The organism is Pantoea sp. B_9 (assembly GCF_008632015.1).
Classification (GTDB): Bacteria; Pseudomonadota; Gammaproteobacteria; order Enterobacterales; family Enterobacteriaceae; genus Pantoea; species Pantoea dispersa.
In genome coordinates this window covers 408,491-424,430 of sequence record NZ_VWVL01000001.1, presented here as the reverse complement: position 1 = coordinate 424,430, position 15,940 = coordinate 408,491, and the positions used below count along the sequence as shown (strand labels likewise).

Below are 15,940 nucleotides of genomic sequence, written 5' to 3'. Positions count from 1 at the left end.
AACAAGCTCCTTATGAAGGTAAGCGCGGCGTCACGTCGCGCAGGGGGAGATCAACCGGCCAGCAGAAGCGCACGCAGGCGCCGCCCAGCGGACTGCTCTCAATCGAGACCTGGCCCTGCAGCGCCTGCGCAATAGAGTGCACAATCGCCAGACCGAGGCCGCAGCCGCCGGTGGCGCGATCGCGGCTGGGATCGAGCCGTACGAAAGGCTCGAATACCCGCTGGCGTTCATCCGGCGGAATGCCCGGACCATCATCTTCAACCTGCAGATTGCCGATGGCGCCGTCAAACCACAGGCTGACGCGCAGCCGCTGCTGCGCATAGCGCAGGGCGTTATTCACGAGGTTATCCAGCACGCGCTCCATCAGGCGCGTATCTGCCGCGCCAATGTTTTCCAGCTGCGGAATATCCAGCGTAATGTGCGTTTGCGGATTCATGGTCTGCACGTCAGCGATGTGCACGCGCAGCCACTGGGCCAGATCGAAAGATTGCAGATTGAGGTCAACGCGCGGCCGGTCGAGGCGCGCATAGGTCAGCAGCTCCTCAATCAGGCTCTCCAGCTGGCCGACGTCACGGTTCAGCGCCGCCGACTCTGCCGCACTGAGGTTTTCACTCATCTCCAGCCGGTATCGCAACCGGACCAGCGGCGTGCGCAGCTCGTGCGCGATACCGTCAATCAGCTGTTTTTTACTCGCCACCAGCGTATTGATGTTGTCCGCCATCTGGTTGAACGCCACGCCAAGGCTGTGCAGGCTGGAGGTATTTTCAAAATGGGTGCGCACGTCAAGCTCGCCGCGACCAAAGCGCTGAGCCGCTTTCTCCAGCCGCTGCATCTCCTGCCAGTGCGGGCGCAGCCAGATGAACACCGGCAGCGCCAGCGACATACCAATAAACGCCAGCAGGGCGATATCAAGGATGCGCATCTGGTGCAGATAAAACAGGTAAGGAATCGGTCCGACCGACAGCACATAGTGGCTGCGCGGGATGTGCTGCAGGAAGGTGTACTGATCGTCGAGGGCGACGATTTCACCGGCGCGCAGCCGCTTCATGTCGGCTTCGTCCAGCTGATACTTGCTCATCGGTTCGATGTGCAGCTCAAAGGATAAATCGAGATCGAGATTGCGGATGGTTTTGTTCCAGTCGCGCGGCGGGATCTCACGCAGTTCGCTGCGCATCAGAAACAGCGAGCTGGCCATCAGGTCGTTCATCGACTGGCGTCCGGCGCGCTCGGCGGTGAATTTGTACACCAGACCCACCAGCAGCGTCATCACCAGGAAGCAGACGAACAGCAGCAGATAGAACTGAATGAAGAGCTTTCTCATCAGGAGCGGGTATCCCAGGCCTGCGGCGCGAACAGATAGCCTTTGTTACGGATGGTTTTGATGCGGAACGGCTCGGTGGCGCTGTCGTACAGTTTCTTGCGCAGGCGTGAAATGGCGACGTCGATGCTGCGATCCATGCCGTCATAGCTCACGCCGCGCAGGGTTTTCAGCAACGCGTCACGGTCGAGAATTTCTCCGGCGTGGCTCGCCAGCTCCCACAGCAGATCAAAATCGGCGGTCGAAAGGGTGATGGGTTCGTCGAACAGGATCACCTGGCGGTTGAGCGCATCAATGGTGAGCGAACCAAACCGCAGCACCTTTTGCGAGCTCTGCACGGCGGGGGCGGCTTCCGGTTTGGCCACGTGCGCCTGGCGCAGATGCAGCCGCAGACGCGCCAGCAGCACCGCCGGTGGCGTGGTTTTCAGAATATAGTCATTGGCGCCCATCTCCAGCGCCAGAATGTGGTTCATGTCGCTGTCGAGCGAGGTCAGCAACACAATCGGTCCCTGCCAGTGCGCACGCAAATCGCGGCACAGCGTCATGCCATCTTTGCCCGGCAGCATGATATCCAGTAACACCAGATCCGGATCGGCGGCGAGAATGGTCGCTTCCGCGCGATCGCCGCGCGTCTCAACCAGCACCTCAATATCGTGGCGGCCAAGATAAGCCGCAATCAGTTCGCCGACTTCCGGCTCATCTTCCACATAGACAATTTTGTTCATAATGCTCTGTCATGGCTGAGAATGTCAGCAGCATAGCTTTTCCTGGTCCTGAGCTCTACGCTACCGCACGAATTATCCTTGTCTTACTGGTATGTACACCGTGAAATGTGCCATTATTACCGGCGCGTTCTGGCGCAAGGTTCGGAATCGTACTGAAAACAGGAGGAGTGCGAGGGTGTCTGATAAAGAGCTGGCTTCAGCCGGATACAGTGATCGCATCTGCTTCAACTACAGTGACTTCCTTTCCGCTTCCTGCAAAAAACGCTGGAGCTTTGTCGATGCCATTTACGGCGTGATGCCAATTTTTGGCATGGTGACGCGCAAGTCCGGGCACAGTTTACAGGCCAGCGACGACCATCTGAAAGAATTAGCATTACAAATCATTTCAACCCAGGTCAGCGACGAAATTAACATTGCCCGACTGATTACCCTGGCCGAACAGCAGCACATCAGCCGCTTCGATATTCAGCTGCCTTATCCGCTGTCCGCTGAGCAGCTTGACGCCATCCATCTGGAATACCGCAAGCCACTCAATCTGACACAGCAGAATGATCTGCTGTGCGTTTCTATTCCCTTACAACCGCACTGATTAGCGCGTCAGCTGCCACAGCGCGGGCAGTGAGGCGGCAATCAACAGCACGATGGCGATGCGCTCCAGCGCAAACAGTGGTTGATCGCCGCGGCCACCGCGTCGTGCATACAGGAACAGCAGCAGGCCCGGCGCGTAAAGCACCACCGACAACAGCAGATGCAGCGGCCCCGAGGCGTACAGCAGCCACAGCCCATAGGCGCTGGCACCGAGACCGGTCAACAGGGCCAGCGGTTTGTGCTGACCACGTACCACTTTGACCAGATACAGACCGACCAGCAAATAGGGCACGAGGATCATTTCTGAGGCGATAGTCAGCAGCGTGTTGTAATCCGCGCCGGTAACCGCAATCAGAATCAGGCACACCTGCACGCTGCCGTTAGTCAGCCACAGTGACGCCGCCGGCGCGTTATGGCGGTTCTGCCGGGCAATGCTGCGCGGAAACGCACCCTGCTGCGCGGCGAGGAACGGGACTTCCGCCGCCATAATGGTCCAGCTGAGATAGGCCCCGCACACCGAGATAATCAGGCCAACCGCAATCACCGCATCGCCCCAGTGACCGAGCAGCCGTTCCATCAGACCGGCCATCGACGGATTGCGCATCTGCGCCAGTTCCGCACGCGGCACCACGCCAAGCGACAGCAACGTCACCAGCAGGTAGACCAGCAGCGCGGCCAGCACCGCCAGCAGCGTGGCGCGCCCGACATCTTTCTTGTGGCGCGCGCGGGCAGAGACCACCACTGCGCCTTCCACGCCAATAAATACCCACAGGGTGATCAGCATGGTCTGTTTAACCTGCTGCCACAGCGGCTGGCCGAGCGCTGCGCCGTCAAAGTCAAAACGGAAGCGATCGTAATTAAACGCCAGCAGCGCCAGCACCACGAACAGCAGCAGCGGCACCAGTTTGCCCAGCGTCGCCAGCAGGTTGATGCTGGCCGCGGTCTGTACACCGCGCAGCACCAGCCAGTGCACCAGCCACAGCAGCACGGAAGCGCCAAGCATCGCCTGCCAGGTGTTGCCATCGCCAAACACGATGCGATCCGGCGTATCGGTAAAGAAGCTCAGCGCTGAAAACACAATTACCAGATACGAGACGTTGGCAATCACCGCGCACAGCCAGTAGCCCCATGCCGAGCAGAAGCCGGTCAGCTCGCCGAAGCCGGCGCGCGCGTAGGTGAAGATGCCGCCATCCAGTTCCGGCCGCAGGCGCGTCAGCAGCAACATGGCCAGCGACAGAAAGAGGATACCGACACCGGTGATCAGCCAGCCGATCAGCAGCGCGGCCGGACCGGCAACCGCCGCCATATTTTGTGGCAGGCTAAAGACGCCCGCGCCGAGCATCGAGCTGAGCACCAGCGCAGTGAGCGCGCTAAGACCTAATTTTTTATCCAAAACGCCATTCCTGAGCAGCAGAGTGTGCTGGGTAGTAGTTGTTCAGCCAGAGTGTAACGTGGCAATCAGTCCCGTTTAAAACGGAATACCCTGAAAACAGGCGGCAGATTTTACGGAGAGCGAACGGTGAAGGCAATGCAAGACTATGCAGATTTGCACACGGATTATGCAAACGGCAGGGCGACGGGCGCCGCCCTGCGCGGGGATTATTTAAACAGGTCAGCAGTGACGGTCAGGTTGCCGCCGCTCTGGTTCTGCCACTGGCGCGTAATGTGATAATACTTCGCGCCTTTGGCGATGGCGCGTTTGCCCACGGCTTCTGAGATCTCGGTTGGCGTGCCGAAGTGATCGGAGAAGGAGATGGTGTCAAACGGCTGCATCTGTGCGGCCGTGATCGCATTAACTTCCTGCACGCTGCGACCATCCGGCTGCGTCACAGTATAACGCTGACCGGTAGAGCTTTGGGTTTCAAAGAAACGACCCACGCTGGTGCTTGGCGTATCTGAGGAAGCAACGCCAGGGATTGCCACTTTCTTCGCCGCTGCGCCGCCCGCAGCCAGGGCTGCTTTGCCGGCTTCAGAATCAGCCGGAATCGAGTCAGACGTATCCTGCACCACGCGCGCTTTGGCATCGGCTTTATACACGTAGGCGGTCACGTACTGGTTGCCACCGTTGTTAGCATCCACCTGACGCACAATAAAGAAGGAGGCCGCACCTTTGTTTTTCGCCGCTTTGGCGATGGCTTCGTTCACGTCCGGCTGGCTGGAGAAGAAGCCGCTAACGGACACGGTATCAAACGGTTCCAGACGATAGGCTTCGGCTTTTGGCAGCTCTTTCACGCCGTTGAACATCCGGTATTGCGTGCTTTGCTCCACTTTAGCCGCGTTGGCTTTGTACAGATCGGCGGTAACGCGCCAGTTGCCACCGTTACCGTTGCTGTCGTTGATGCCCTGCACGTAGAAAGAGTCCGCGCCTTTGGCGTCGGCGGCTTTAGATACGGCGTCTGTTGCATCGCCAATTGCATTAAAACGGCCGCTAATATTGATGCGTTCGAATGGTTTTAACGCGGCCGCTTGTTCTGGCGTTAACTCTTTGGCAGCAAACGCATTGGCTGCCAGCAGTGATAACAGGGTCGACGCCAGAATGGTGTTCTTCAGCTTCATAAAAATGATCCTTCGCCTTACGCAAATTGAGTACGAAAACGTGCTGGACTCTTGATGTATAACAGATTAGCCGCTGATTATTGCATGTAATAATCGGCCTGTCTCAGCCAATTTATGCGCATAACATTGACAATCCCAGCATTTTATTCATCGGCCTGTCATCTTTCGCTGTTATGGCTTTTTTTTGGTCAGCTTACCGCTTTAACCGGTATCGCTTAGTACCATAATAGTTAACGCATTGTTAAATATAGGTTTTTAAAAACAGTTAATTCGTCATGACACGATTAGGCGCAGCAGATTATTTTCCATAATGCCGCAAACCTGGTCGCATCCCGCGGTATTCATCGCTGGCATCTGAATATCTGTGGGAATGTCATAAGTGTGCGTTATGGCGCTAGATCGTCCTGGGCATTTTCAGTAGGTTATAAAGACTTTGTTACATAGTGCATTTCGCTCATAAAAAGCTGAAACAGCGTTTCGGCTTTTAAGCATGTGCCCCTTACAGAACCTCATCCTTTAATCATGGAAAGGAAACAGTATGTTAATTGGGATACCCAAAGAGCGGTTAGCCAATGAGTCCCGCGTCGCAGCGACGCCAAAGACCGTTGAGCAGCTCATTAAGCTGGGATTCAGCGTCACCGTTGAGCAGGGCGCCGGTTTGCGCGCCAGCTTTGATGATGACAGTTTTATCGCTGCCGGTGCCAGCATCAGTCATCCGCAGGATGTCTGGCAGTCCGACATCGTGCTGAAGGTGAACGCGCCAGACGACAGCGAGATCGCCCTGATGCGCGCGGGCAGCACGCTGGTGAGCTTTATCTGGCCAGCGCAGAACCCGGCGCTGCTGGAGAAATTAGCCGCACGCAACATCACCGTGATGGCGATGGATTCCGTACCGCGTATTTCACGCGCGCAGTCGCTCGATGCGCTCAGCTCGATGGCGAACATCGCCGGTTACCGGGCCATCGTCGAAGCAGCCCATGAGTTTGGCCGCTTCTTCACCGGGCAAATCACCGCCGCCGGTAAAGTGCCACCGGCAAAAGTGATGGTCATCGGGGCTGGCGTGGCCGGTCTGGCGGCGATTGGCGCGGCGGGCAGCCTCGGCGCTATCGTGCGCGCCTTCGACACCCGTCCGGAAGTGAAGGAGCAGGTGCAGAGTATGGGCGCCGAGTTCCTTGAACTCGACTTCGAAGAGGAAGCGGGCAGCGGCGACGGTTACGCCAAAGTGATGTCCGAGGCCTTTATCAAGGCGGAGATGGCGCTGTTCGCGGCGCAGGCGCAGGAAGTGGACATTATCGTCACCACCGCGCTAATCCCGGGCAAACCGGCACCCAAGCTGATCACCGCAGAGATGGTGGCCAGCATGAAGCCGGGCAGCGTGATTATTGATCTGGCGGCAGCCACCGGCGGTAACTGTGATCTGACCGTCGCCGACCGCGTCACGCTGAGCGACAACGGCGTCAAAATCATCGGCTACACCGATCTGCCGAGCCGGCTGCCAACGCAGTCCTCGCAGCTGTACGGCACCAACCTGGTGAACCTGCTGAAGCTGCTGTGTAAAGAGAAAAACGGCGAGATCGTGGTTGATTTTGACGATGTCGTGGTGCGCGGCGTCACAGTGATTCGTGACGGAGAAGTGACCTGGCCTGCGCCACCGATTCAGGTCTCTGCTGCGCCACAGGCCGCAAAACCTGCCGCACAGCCGCAGGCGAAAGCGGCAGAGAAGCCCGCTGCGCCGTGGCGCAAATATCTGCTGCTGGCGCTGGCGGTAGTGCTGTTCGGCTGCCTGGCCAACGTCGCGCCAGCGGAATTCCTGTCGCACTTTACCGTGTTCGCGCTTGCCTGCGTCGTCGGGTATTACGTGGTGTGGAACGTCAGTCACGCGCTGCATACGCCGTTAATGTCCGTCACCAACGCCATCTCCGGCATTATTGTGGTGGGCGCGGTGCTGCAGATGGGCCATGGCGGTTGGGTCACCTTCCTGGCGTTTATCGCCGTCCTGATTGCCAGCATCAATATCTTCGGTGGTTTCACCGTCACCCAGCGCATGCTGAAAATGTTTCGTAAGAATTAAGGGGTAACAACATGTCTGGCGGATTAGTGACTGCAGCATACATTGTTGCCGCAATTCTGTTTATTTTCAGCCTGGCCGGGCTCTCGAAGCATGAGACCTCAAAGCAGGGCAATATCTTTGGTATCAGCGGCATGGCGCTGGCGCTGCTCGCCACCATTTTTGGTCCGCACAGCAGCAACGTGGCGTGGATTCTGCTGGCGATGGTGATCGGCGGTGCTATTGGCGTGCGTCTGGCGAAGAAAGTCGAAATGACCGAAATGCCGGAGCTGGTGGCGATTTTGCACAGCTTTGTCGGTCTGGCGGCGGTGCTGGTCGGGTTCAACAGCTACCTTGACCACGCGCCAGGACTGTCAGCGGTGATGGAAAATATCCATCTGACCGAAGTGTTCCTCGGCATCTTTATCGGCGCGGTGACCTTCACCGGTTCGGTGGTGGCGTTTGGCAAACTGCGCGGCAAGATTTCTTCAAAAGCGCTGATGCTGCCGCATCGCCATAAAATGAATCTGGCGGCGCTGGTGGTCTCATTCCTGCTGATGCTGTGGTTTGTGCGTACCGACAGCACCGCTGCACAGGTCGTTGCGCTGCTGCTGATGACGGTGATTGCGCTGGTGTTCGGCTGGCATCTCGTGGCGTCGATTGGCGGTGCGGATATGCCGGTGGTGGTCTCGATGCTCAACTCCTATTCGGGCTGGGCGGCGGCGGCGGCGGGCTTTATGCTGAGCAACGACCTGCTGATCGTCACCGGTGCGCTGGTGGGCTCTTCCGGTGCCATCCTGTCGTACATTATGTGTAAAGCGATGAACCGTTCCTTTATCAGCGTGATTGCCGGCGGGTTCGGCACTGACGTGAGCGGTGCAGACGCGGGAGAAGAAGCGGGTGAACACCGTGAAATCAGCGCGGAAGAGACGGCAGAACTGCTGAAAAACTCGACCTCAGTGATCATCACGCCGGGCTACGGGATGGCGGTCGCCCAGGCGCAGTATCCGGTGGCAGAGATCACCGAGAAGCTGCGCGCACGCGGTATTAAGGTGCGTTTCGGTATTCACCCGGTAGCCGGTCGTTTGCCGGGGCACATGAACGTGCTGCTGGCGGAAGCCAAAGTGCCGTACGATGTGGTGCTGGAGATGGATGAGATCAACGATGATTTCAGCGATACCGACACCGTGCTGGTTATCGGTGCCAACGACACCGTCAACCCGGCGGCCCAGGACGATCCGCGCAGCCCGATTGCCGGTATGCCGGTGCTGGAAGTGTGGAAAGCGCAAAACGTCATCGTGTTCAAACGCTCGATGAACACCGGCTATGCCGGGGTGCAGAACCCGCTGTTCTTTAAAGAGAACACCCAGATGCTGTTTGGCGATGCCAAAGCCAGCGTCGAAGGCATTCTGCGCGCGCTGTAGGAAACGAAAAGGGCGGTGATGTCACCGCCCTGAAAAGCTCAAACCGGGGCGGCGCAGGATGGCCGCCCTGCGTTATTTAATCCTCTTCATCTTCCTCATCGTCGAGGTCAATCGGCGATTTAAAATCATCCGGCTTGATCGCCAGCAAATCACAGCGCAGGTGATCGATCACCTGTTCAGCGGTATTGCCGAGAAACGCAGCTGACAGACCGGTACGACCGATAGTGCCCAGCACCACAATCCCGGCGTCGAGATGCGACGCGATATCCGGGATGACTTCTTCCGGCAGGCCCTTCGCCACGTGAGTGAACTCCTCGCCGATGGAGAATTTCTGGCGCAGCGCTTTCATCGCCACCAGGTGCTGGCCGCGAATCGCATCGTTATAGACGCTGGGATCAAAATCCGGCAGTTCGATGGCAATGTTAATCGGCGTGACAGGATAAGCGCCCACCAGATGCACCTCGGTGTGATTCACCATTTCGGCCAGCTGCGTGGTCTCGCGGATCAGTTTTTGATTAAGCTCATCATGATGCGGTTCCTCGCTGGCAAGATTTACCGCCACCACCGCTTTGCCGCCTTCCGGCCACGGCTGGTCTTTGACCATCCATACCGGGCATGGGCACTTACGCAGCAGGTGCCAGTCGGTGGGGGTGAAAATCACTGCTTCCAGACGATCGTGCTGGTGCGCCATCTTCAGGACCAAATCATGCTGATGCGCCAGCACTTCCTGAATGATGGCTTCGTACGGCCGGTTATGCCACACCACTTTGATCTCGATATCCACGCCGGCTTCCAGATAGGCCTGCGCCTGTTCGCGGATCCATTCGGTACGCTGGCTAATCACCCCTTTGCGCATGTTGACGCGCTCGTCGGGCGACAGCAGGGTGGTCATTTCGTAGGAGAAGTCGTAGATAGGCAGGAAGGCTTTGATTTTTCCGCCGATACGTTGATTGAGATACACCGCACGCCGCAGCGCCGGCTGGTCGTCCTGCTGAGCATCAATCGCCACCAGAATATGCTGATACCGGGACATAAGGCACTCTCCTCAAACCAAAGCGAAGTTGGATTAAAGATAGCCTAAGATGGCGCAGGGCAGAAGCGGAAAAGTTGTTGCCGGATCAATAAAATAACATTTATCGACCCGGCAGGCGGTTACGCTGCCTGATCGGTCTGGCCGGCCAGTTCAGCCAGCAGCGCATGGTTTTCGATGGTGATATATTTGCCTTTCACCGCCAGCATGCCGCTTTTCTGGAAACGTCCCAGCAGACGGCTGATGGTTTCGACGGTGAGTCCCAGATAGTTACCGATGTCGCCGCGCGTCATGGTCAGGCGGAATTCACGCTGTGAGAAACCGCGCTGGCCGAAGCGGCGCGACAGGTTCCAGATAAACGCCGCCAGACGCTCTTCCGCGTTCTTTTTCGATAACAGCAGGATCATATCCTGATCGCCTTTGATCTCGCCGCTCATCAGACGCATCATCTGCTGACGCAGCGCCGGCATTTTACCGGACAGATCGTCGAGGGTTTCAAACGGAATTTCACATACCATGGCCGTTTCCAGCGCCTGAGCGAAGCTCGGATGATGCGCGCTGACGATGGCGTCAAAGCCCACCAGATCGCCCGCCAGATGGAAACCGGTGATCTGTTCATCACCCTGTTCGGTAATGGTGTAACTTTTGATGGTGCCGGAGCGGATGGCATAAAGGGATTTCAGTTCATCACCGGCTTTGAACAGCGTCTGGCCTTTCTGAATCGGCTTTTTGCGTTCAATAATATTGTCCAGCTGATCCAGTTCATGTTCGTTCAGCGTGAAGGGAATACACAACTGGCTGATACTGCAATCCTGACAGTGGATGGCACAACCGCCAGACTGAATACGTCGAATGCTGCGTTTTTCCGGGATCATATAGGTACGCTCGATGATTATTGACTGTCGTCAATTTTAACATTTTTCTCTGTCATGTGAACTCATCCGAGCAGTAATAATGATCAAAACCGCACAAATGCTGGGTATTCGCGGCTTTGATGTCTGCAAATTACCAGCCGGTTTTTGATCTGGAACGTTTTCTTTCCATATTTACATCCGGACACAACCTGATCCCGCGCAGAAAGTGACAGATGTGATAGCCGATAACCTTTGCTACTATTTTGCTTTCGGGTGGCATGTTGCGCCCGATTCACCACCAGGCGTGAGGAAAACACCATGAACCTTGATGATGAAGACCTTTTCCGCGATGCCATGGGTGATGTAACCCCGTTAAAAGATTGCGCCAACACCCAGTGGCTGCGCGCGCCGTCTACTAAAGCGCCGCGCCAGCAGCCGCATGACGACGCACCGGAAAACTTCCTGACGCGCGGCTTCCTTGAGATTATCCCGCGCGACACGCCGCTGGAATATAAAGCCGATGGCATTCAGCAGGGCGTGCTCGACAAGCTGCGGCTGGGCAAATATACGCTGGACGCCAGTCTTAATCTGTTACGCCAGCCGGTGGAGACCTGCCGGCAATCGCTGTTCAGCTTTATGCTGGAAGCGCGTAAACAGGGCCTGCGCAATCTGCTGATTATTCATGGCAAAGGGCGGGATGATGAAGCGCACGCCAATATTGTCCGCAGCTACGTGGCACGCTGGCTGCGACAATTTGACGACGTTCAAACTTTCTGCAGTGCGCAACCGCAACACGGCGGCAGCGGCGCAGTCTATGTCGGGCTGCGCAAAACCGATCGCGCGCGCCTCGATAATCGCGAACGCCACGCCAAACGCAGCCGTTAACTGTGAAATTTGCGGATGGTGGCCATCAGCACTTCCGCGCTTAGCGAGAGCGAGTGGCCGCTGCGGGTAATAATGCCCACCGGCTCGCCGGGGCCGGGCGATGCGATGGGTAGCGCGCTGAGCGCATTGTGACTTAAATCTTCCTTCACCGCGCCGGATGGCACAAACCACACATAGTCATAACGCAGCGCCAGCTGGCGGGCCAGCGAGGTGGACGAGGTTTCGACACAGTTGCCCGGCAGCGAGCAGCCTTGTTCATCCAGCATGTGCTGGGCAATACGCCGCGGCGCGGTGCCTTCAGGCGAAATCACCACTGGCCACTGCATGGCGCGGGAAAGTGTGACGTTGTCACTTAAGAGCGGATGCTCCGGTCGCACCACCAGCTTGAGCGATTCGAGAAACAGCAATTCGTAGGTCAGGCCGGTCATCATTTCGCTGTCCGCCATACGGCCAATGCCAATATCAAACTCCCCGGCGCGCAGGCCAGCCAGCAGCACATTATTGTGCAGCGTGGCCACCTGTACCGTGGTGTTCGGCTGCTGTTCGTGGAAGCGATCCAGGATCTGCGGCAGCATCCCCATGGCGGCGGTGGTGAGGGCGCCAAGGCGGATCACGATCGGGCGTCCGGAAACCGGCGAGTTGAAACTTTGTCCGGCGTGGTTAAGCGCATCCAGTACTTTCACCGCGTGGGTCAGGAACTGTTCTCCCAGTGTCGTCAGCTGAGCACCGAGGCGACCGCGCTCAAACAGACGGGCGCCCGCCAGTTCCTCCAGCTCATTCAGCGTTTTAGACAGCGCCGGCTGACTCAGATTGAGGGTTTCCGCCGCGCGGCCCAGCGTGCCCTGTTGCGCGACTGCCACAAAGGTGTGTAAATGGCGCAGACGAATGCGCTGATTAAAGAGATGATTTTTGTCCATAAACGCCAGCGTAATGAGTCAGAGCGGTCAGCGGCAAGTGGCTGACCGAGATTCTGTTAACTTACCTGCAAAATTATATTAACAAAAACGGTCAGCGTGAGAAGTTTTAGTAAGTGGCTGTATTGGTTGGCTTTATAAATAACCGGGCGTCCGGGCGCATCTATGCATTCAGCGTTATCAGTAGCTTAGCGGGAAAAATGTTGAATAATTCTCAATTTCACTTAAAAATCCTGCCCGTTATTGTTAACGATGCGCTATCATAAGCGCCGTTTTTTTTACCAAAACTGATGACCTATTCGTGATAATCCTGCAGGAGTGGTACCGTGACCAGCGCTGAAGCCATTGACGTCCGCCAGCTCATCAACCAGAGCGCGTTAAGCAGCTGGCAGAAGCGTTTAATTGCGCTGTGCTTTGTCGTGGTAGCGCTGGATGGCATGGATATCGCGCTAATGGGCTTTATCGCGCCGACGCTGAAAGCCAGCTGGGGCGTGACCAATCATCAGTTGGGGATGGTGATTAGCGCGGCGCTGATTGGCCTGGCGCTGGGTGCCATGGTGGCTGGACCGCTGGCCGATCGCTACGGCCGCCGCGTGATGATTCTGCTCAGCGTGCTGTTTTTTGGCCTCTGGACGCTGGCGACCGCCATGGCGCAAAACATCGAACAGATGATGCTGTTCCGCTTCCTCACCGGTCTGGGGCTGGGAGCGGCGATGCCCAACGTCGGCACGCTGGTGGCCGAATACGCGCCCGAGCGGCGTCGCTCGTTTATTATCACCGTGGTGTTCTGCGGCTTCACCTTTGGCGCGGCCTCCGGCGGTTTTGCCGCCTCGTGGCTGCTGCCGCGCTATGACTGGCATTCAGTGATGCTGATGGGCGGCGTGCTGCCGCTGCTGGTGCTGCCGTTTCTGCTGCGCGGCCTGCCGGAGTCGGTGCGCTTTCTCATCAGCCAGCGCGCGCCCGCTGCGCGCATTCACGCCATTCTGGCGCGCATGCTGCCGGGCAGCGTCCGGCCTGACAGCCATTTTCAAAGCAGTGAACCGCTGGCCGCGCGTCACGGTGCAGTGGCCACCGTCGTCTCACCCCGCTACCTGTTTGGCAGCCTGATGCTGTGGGGCGGCTACTTTATGGGGCTGTTTCTGGTCTATCTGATCGGCAGCTGGCTGCCATCGCTGATTAACACGCTGGGCATGTCTGTCACGGAAGCGGCCATCGTCACCGCCATGTATCAGGCGGGCGGCACCGTTGGCTCACTGTTTGCCGGCTGGCTGATGGACCGCATCAACGCCAATCTGGCGCTGGCCATCATTTACTTTTGCGGCGGCATCGCCATCGTGGCGCTCGGGTTTTCTCCGGCGCAGGTCGGGTTGATGAGCGGCATCGCCTTCTGCAGCGGCTTCTGTTTTAACGGTGCCAACACCGGCATGAATGCACTCTCGGCCAGTTACTATCCCACTCATGCCCGCGCGACCGGCTCCAGCTGGATGCACGGCGTCGGCCGCATCGGCGCGATCATCAGCGCCTTCGTCGGCGCTGAGCTGCTGTCCCTCGGCTGGTCGTTTAGCCAGATCTTTCTGCTGCTGGCGTTGCCGGCGGCGCTGACCACGCTGATGCTGGTACTGAAATGCCGCTTTGGTGACCGGCCGCGCGCCACCGAGTGACAGGGCGATCACAGTTCCGCGAAAATGTTACCCGCCGCTAAAGGGTTGATCTACAGTAGCAGCAACCCTTTAGCCCAAGGTGATGACCATGGATAACTTTCTCACCCGCGATGCCATCCGCACGCTGTTCTCTCAGGCCATGTCGGCCATGTACCAGCAGGAGGTGCCGCAATATGGCACCCTGACGCAGCTGGTTACCGCCGTTAACGAACGCACCTTAGAAGCGCAGCCGGCGCTGAAAAACCGTCTGGCCGCTGCCGATGAGCTGAGCCGGCTCGGCGTGGAGCGTCACGGTGCCATTCGCGTCGGCACTGCCGCAGAGCTCAGCACGCTGCGGCAGATGTTTGCTGTGATGGGGATGGAGCCGGTGGGCTATTACGATCTGTCACAGGCGGGCGTGCCGGTGCACTCTACTGCCTTTCGCCCGGTCAGCGACAGCGCGCTGCGGCGCAATCCCTTCCGCGTTTTCACCTCGCTGCTGCGGCTGGATCTGATCGACGATGCCGCACTGCGCGACAAAGCCGCGGCTATCCTGGCGGCGCGCGACATCTTCACGCCTGGCTGCCGGGCACTGATCGCGCAGCATCAGCAGCAGGGCGGTCTCAATGCTGCTGATGCGGCCCGCTTTGTTCAGGAGGCGCTGGAAACCTTTCGCTGGCATGCGCACACCACGGTGGACAGCGCCACCTACCGCGCGCTGAGCCAGCAGCATCGCCTAATCGCCGACGTAGTCTGCTTCCGCGGCTGCCACATCAATCACCTGACGCCACGTACGCTGGACATCGATCGCGTGCAGGCGCTGATGCCTTCGCGCGGCATCGAACCGAAAATCCTGATTGAAGGGCCGCCGCCGCGCGCGGTGCCGATTCTGCTGCGCCAGACCAGCTTCAAAGCGCTGGAAGAGGCGGTGCATTTTAATGATGGCACGCCTGGCACCCATACCGCGCGCTTTGGTGAAATTGAGCAGCGCGGCGCGGCGCTTACGCCTAAAGGCCGCGCGCTGTATGACCGGCTGCTTGCGCAGGCCGGTACCGGCAGCGATAACCAGCAGCATCAGCAGCACCTCAGCGCGGTGTTTCGTGATTTTCCTGATGATGAACAGACGCTGCGCGAGCAGGAGCTGGCGTGGTTCCGTTACCGTCTGACGCCGCAGGGTGAGCATCAGCCGCCGCGCGCCGGGGAAACCGTGGCGCAGCTGCTGGCCGCCGGCCGTTTACAGGCGGAACCGATTGTCTACGAAGATTTTCTGCCGGTGAGCGCGGCCGGCATCTTCCAGTCTAATCTGGGCAACCAGACTCAGGCCCGCAGCGCCGGCAATGCCAGTCGTGCAGATTTTGAAGCCGCGCTCGGTGCCGCCGTGCAGGATGAGATGGTGCTGTATCAGCAGACGCAACAGCGCAGTCTGGCACGCTGCGGCGTGCAGGAGTAGGGCGTAAAAAAGCGGCCTGAAAAGTGACAGGATCACTTTTACAGGCCGGCTGGTTTTCTTTCTAATGATTATTGCAGGCGTGCGTCGCGCACCAGCGTATATTTTCCGGCACCCAGGAACAGGATGGCCAGCGCGCCCAGCAGGTAAAGCGCTTCCGTTTCCAGCGACCAGGCGCCGACATCGGTGCGATGCCAGAGTGCGCCCATTTTCACCAGCAGCGTTGCGACTACCATGTTAACGGCAATGATAAAGGCCGCCGGGCGCGTCAGCAGGCCAACGATGACCATAATGGGTGCCACAATTTCCCCGATGTAAGCACCGTAAGCGATGAAACCTGGCATGCCTTTGACGCTGAGCAGATGGGCGATCCAGCCGACGCCATGAATCGCCTTAAACTCGCCATGAAACAGCAATAGCCCGCCGAAGGTTAAGCGTAACAGCAATTTACCGAAATCCGGGTGATCGCTCATCCGGGTGAACAGCTGATTGATGCCAGCAAACATCGCGTC

The 15,940-nt window shown here is 58.1% G+C and carries 14 protein-coding genes; 6 read left to right on the top strand and 8 right to left on the bottom strand.

Going from position 1 to position 15,940, the window contains the following annotated elements; genetic code table 11:
• Positions 1 to 10 precede the first annotated feature (10 nt).
• Positions 11 to 1,321, bottom strand: a complete 1,311-nt coding sequence (gene rstB, locus F3I21_RS01985) for a two-component system sensor histidine kinase RstB (RefSeq protein ID WP_021506114.1) — start codon at positions 1,319 to 1,321, stop codon at positions 11 to 13.
• Positions 1,321 to 2,043, bottom strand: a complete 723-nt coding sequence (gene rstA, locus F3I21_RS01980; protein WP_021506113.1) for a two-component system response regulator RstA — start codon at positions 2,041 to 2,043, stop codon at positions 1,321 to 1,323. Before rstA ends, rstB begins: the two co-directional genes overlap by 1 nt.
• Positions 2,044 to 2,218: 175 nt before the next feature.
• On the opposite strand from rstA, the gene F3I21_RS01975 reads away from it, so the two are divergent.
• On the top strand, positions 2,219 to 2,632 hold the full coding sequence (locus F3I21_RS01975; protein WP_021506112.1) for a hypothetical protein: 414 nt from the start codon (positions 2,219 to 2,221) through the stop codon (positions 2,630 to 2,632).
• On the opposite strand, the gene F3I21_RS01970 is transcribed toward F3I21_RS01975, so the two are convergent.
• Together F3I21_RS01970 and ydgH are read right to left on the bottom strand one after the other, a co-directional pair.
• The gene (locus tag F3I21_RS01970; RefSeq protein WP_021506111.1) at positions 2,633 to 4,024 is read right to left on the bottom strand and encodes a basic amino acid/polyamine antiporter; all 1,392 of its coding nucleotides are present in this window, start codon (positions 4,022 to 4,024) and stop codon (positions 2,633 to 2,635) included. It abuts the gene before it with no gap.
• Positions 4,025 to 4,230: 206 nt separating this feature from the next.
• Positions 4,231 to 5,187: a DUF1471 family protein YdgH gene (ydgH, locus tag F3I21_RS01965; RefSeq protein ID WP_021506110.1), complete on the bottom strand. Its 957-nt coding sequence runs from the start codon at positions 5,185 to 5,187 to the stop codon at positions 4,231 to 4,233.
• A 538-nt stretch (positions 5,188 to 5,725) separates the two neighbouring features.
• Between ydgH and pntA the strand changes: the two genes are divergently transcribed.
• Together pntA and pntB are read left to right on the top strand one after the other, a co-directional pair.
• Positions 5,726 to 7,258, top strand: a complete 1,533-nt coding sequence (gene pntA / locus F3I21_RS01960) for a Re/Si-specific NAD(P)(+) transhydrogenase subunit alpha (protein WP_150058135.1) — start codon at positions 5,726 to 5,728, stop codon at positions 7,256 to 7,258.
• A gap of 11 nt (positions 7,259 to 7,269) precedes the next feature.
• The gene (pntB, locus tag F3I21_RS01955) at positions 7,270 to 8,658 is read left to right on the top strand and encodes a Re/Si-specific NAD(P)(+) transhydrogenase subunit beta (protein WP_150058133.1); all 1,389 of its coding nucleotides are present in this window, start codon (positions 7,270 to 7,272) and stop codon (positions 8,656 to 8,658) included.
• A 76-nt stretch (positions 8,659 to 8,734) separates the two neighbouring features.
• Here pntB and uspE read toward each other — a convergent pair whose 3' ends face one another.
• On the bottom strand, positions 8,735 to 9,691 hold the full coding sequence (uspE, locus tag F3I21_RS01950) for a universal stress protein UspE (RefSeq protein WP_058769760.1): 957 nt from the start codon (positions 9,689 to 9,691) through the stop codon (positions 8,735 to 8,737).
• Positions 9,692 to 9,810: 119 nt separating this feature from the next.
• Positions 9,811 to 10,563: an FNR family transcription factor gene (locus F3I21_RS01945; RefSeq protein ID WP_031279133.1), complete on the bottom strand. Its 753-nt coding sequence runs from the start codon at positions 10,561 to 10,563 to the stop codon at positions 9,811 to 9,813.
• A 297-nt stretch (positions 10,564 to 10,860) separates the two neighbouring features.
• Here F3I21_RS01945 and smrA point away from each other — a divergent pair, with 297 nt between their 5' ends.
• Positions 10,861 to 11,427, top strand: a complete 567-nt coding sequence (gene smrA, locus F3I21_RS01940; protein WP_021506105.1) for a DNA endonuclease SmrA — start codon at positions 10,861 to 10,863, stop codon at positions 11,425 to 11,427.
• Here smrA and F3I21_RS01935 read toward each other — a convergent pair.
• Positions 11,424 to 12,344: a LysR substrate-binding domain-containing protein gene (locus tag F3I21_RS01935; RefSeq protein WP_021506104.1), complete on the bottom strand. Its 921-nt coding sequence runs from the start codon at positions 12,342 to 12,344 to the stop codon at positions 11,424 to 11,426. The two genes, smrA and F3I21_RS01935, sit on opposite strands and share 4 nt — an antisense overlap.
• Positions 12,345 to 12,667: 323 nt before the next feature.
• On the opposite strand from F3I21_RS01935, the gene F3I21_RS01930 reads away from it, so the two are divergent.
• Both F3I21_RS01930 and F3I21_RS01925 read left to right on the top strand, forming a co-directional pair.
• Positions 12,668 to 14,002: an aromatic acid/H+ symport family MFS transporter gene (locus F3I21_RS01930; RefSeq protein WP_150058131.1), complete on the top strand. Its 1,335-nt coding sequence runs from the start codon at positions 12,668 to 12,670 to the stop codon at positions 14,000 to 14,002.
• Positions 14,003 to 14,090: 88 nt separating this feature from the next.
• Positions 14,091 to 15,431, top strand: a complete 1,341-nt coding sequence (locus F3I21_RS01925) for a VOC family protein (RefSeq protein WP_150058129.1) — start codon at positions 14,091 to 14,093, stop codon at positions 15,429 to 15,431.
• A gap of 68 nt (positions 15,432 to 15,499) precedes the next feature.
• On the opposite strand, the gene F3I21_RS01920 is transcribed toward F3I21_RS01925, so the two are convergent.
• Complete coding sequence (locus tag F3I21_RS01920; RefSeq protein ID WP_058769762.1) at positions 15,500 to 15,934, bottom strand: DoxX family protein; 435 nt, start codon at positions 15,932 to 15,934, stop codon at positions 15,500 to 15,502.
• Positions 15,935 to 15,940: the final 6 nt, after the last annotated feature.

Excerpts from the sequence above, each read along its gene's own strand:
- F3I21_RS01920 (WP_058769762.1), bottom strand. The coding sequence starts at position 15,934 with ATGTTTGCTGGCATCAATCAGCTGTTCACCCGGATGAGCGATCACCCG.
- pntA (WP_150058135.1), top strand. The coding sequence starts at position 5,726 with ATGTTAATTGGGATACCCAAAGAGCGGTTAGCCAATGAGTCCCGCGTC.
- F3I21_RS01925 (WP_150058129.1), top strand. The coding sequence starts at position 14,091 with ATGGATAACTTTCTCACCCGCGATGCCATCCGCACGCTGTTCTCTCAG.
- rstA (WP_021506113.1), bottom strand. The coding sequence starts at position 2,043 with ATGAACAAAATTGTCTATGTGGAAGATGAGCCGGAAGTCGGCGAACTG.
- F3I21_RS01945 (WP_031279133.1), bottom strand. The coding sequence starts at position 10,563 with ATGATCCCGGAAAAACGCAGCATTCGACGTATTCAGTCTGGCGGTTGT.
- pntB (WP_150058133.1), top strand. The coding sequence starts at position 7,270 with ATGTCTGGCGGATTAGTGACTGCAGCATACATTGTTGCCGCAATTCTG.
- rstB (WP_021506114.1), bottom strand. The coding sequence starts at position 1,321 with ATGAGAAAGCTCTTCATTCAGTTCTATCTGCTGCTGTTCGTCTGCTTC.
- smrA (WP_021506105.1), top strand. The coding sequence starts at position 10,861 with ATGAACCTTGATGATGAAGACCTTTTCCGCGATGCCATGGGTGATGTA.
- ydgH (WP_021506110.1), bottom strand. The coding sequence starts at position 5,187 with ATGAAGCTGAAGAACACCATTCTGGCGTCGACCCTGTTATCACTGCTG.
- uspE (WP_058769760.1), bottom strand. The coding sequence starts at position 9,691 with ATGTCCCGGTATCAGCATATTCTGGTGGCGATTGATGCTCAGCAGGAC.
- F3I21_RS01935 (WP_021506104.1), bottom strand. The coding sequence starts at position 12,344 with ATGGACAAAAATCATCTCTTTAATCAGCGCATTCGTCTGCGCCATTTA.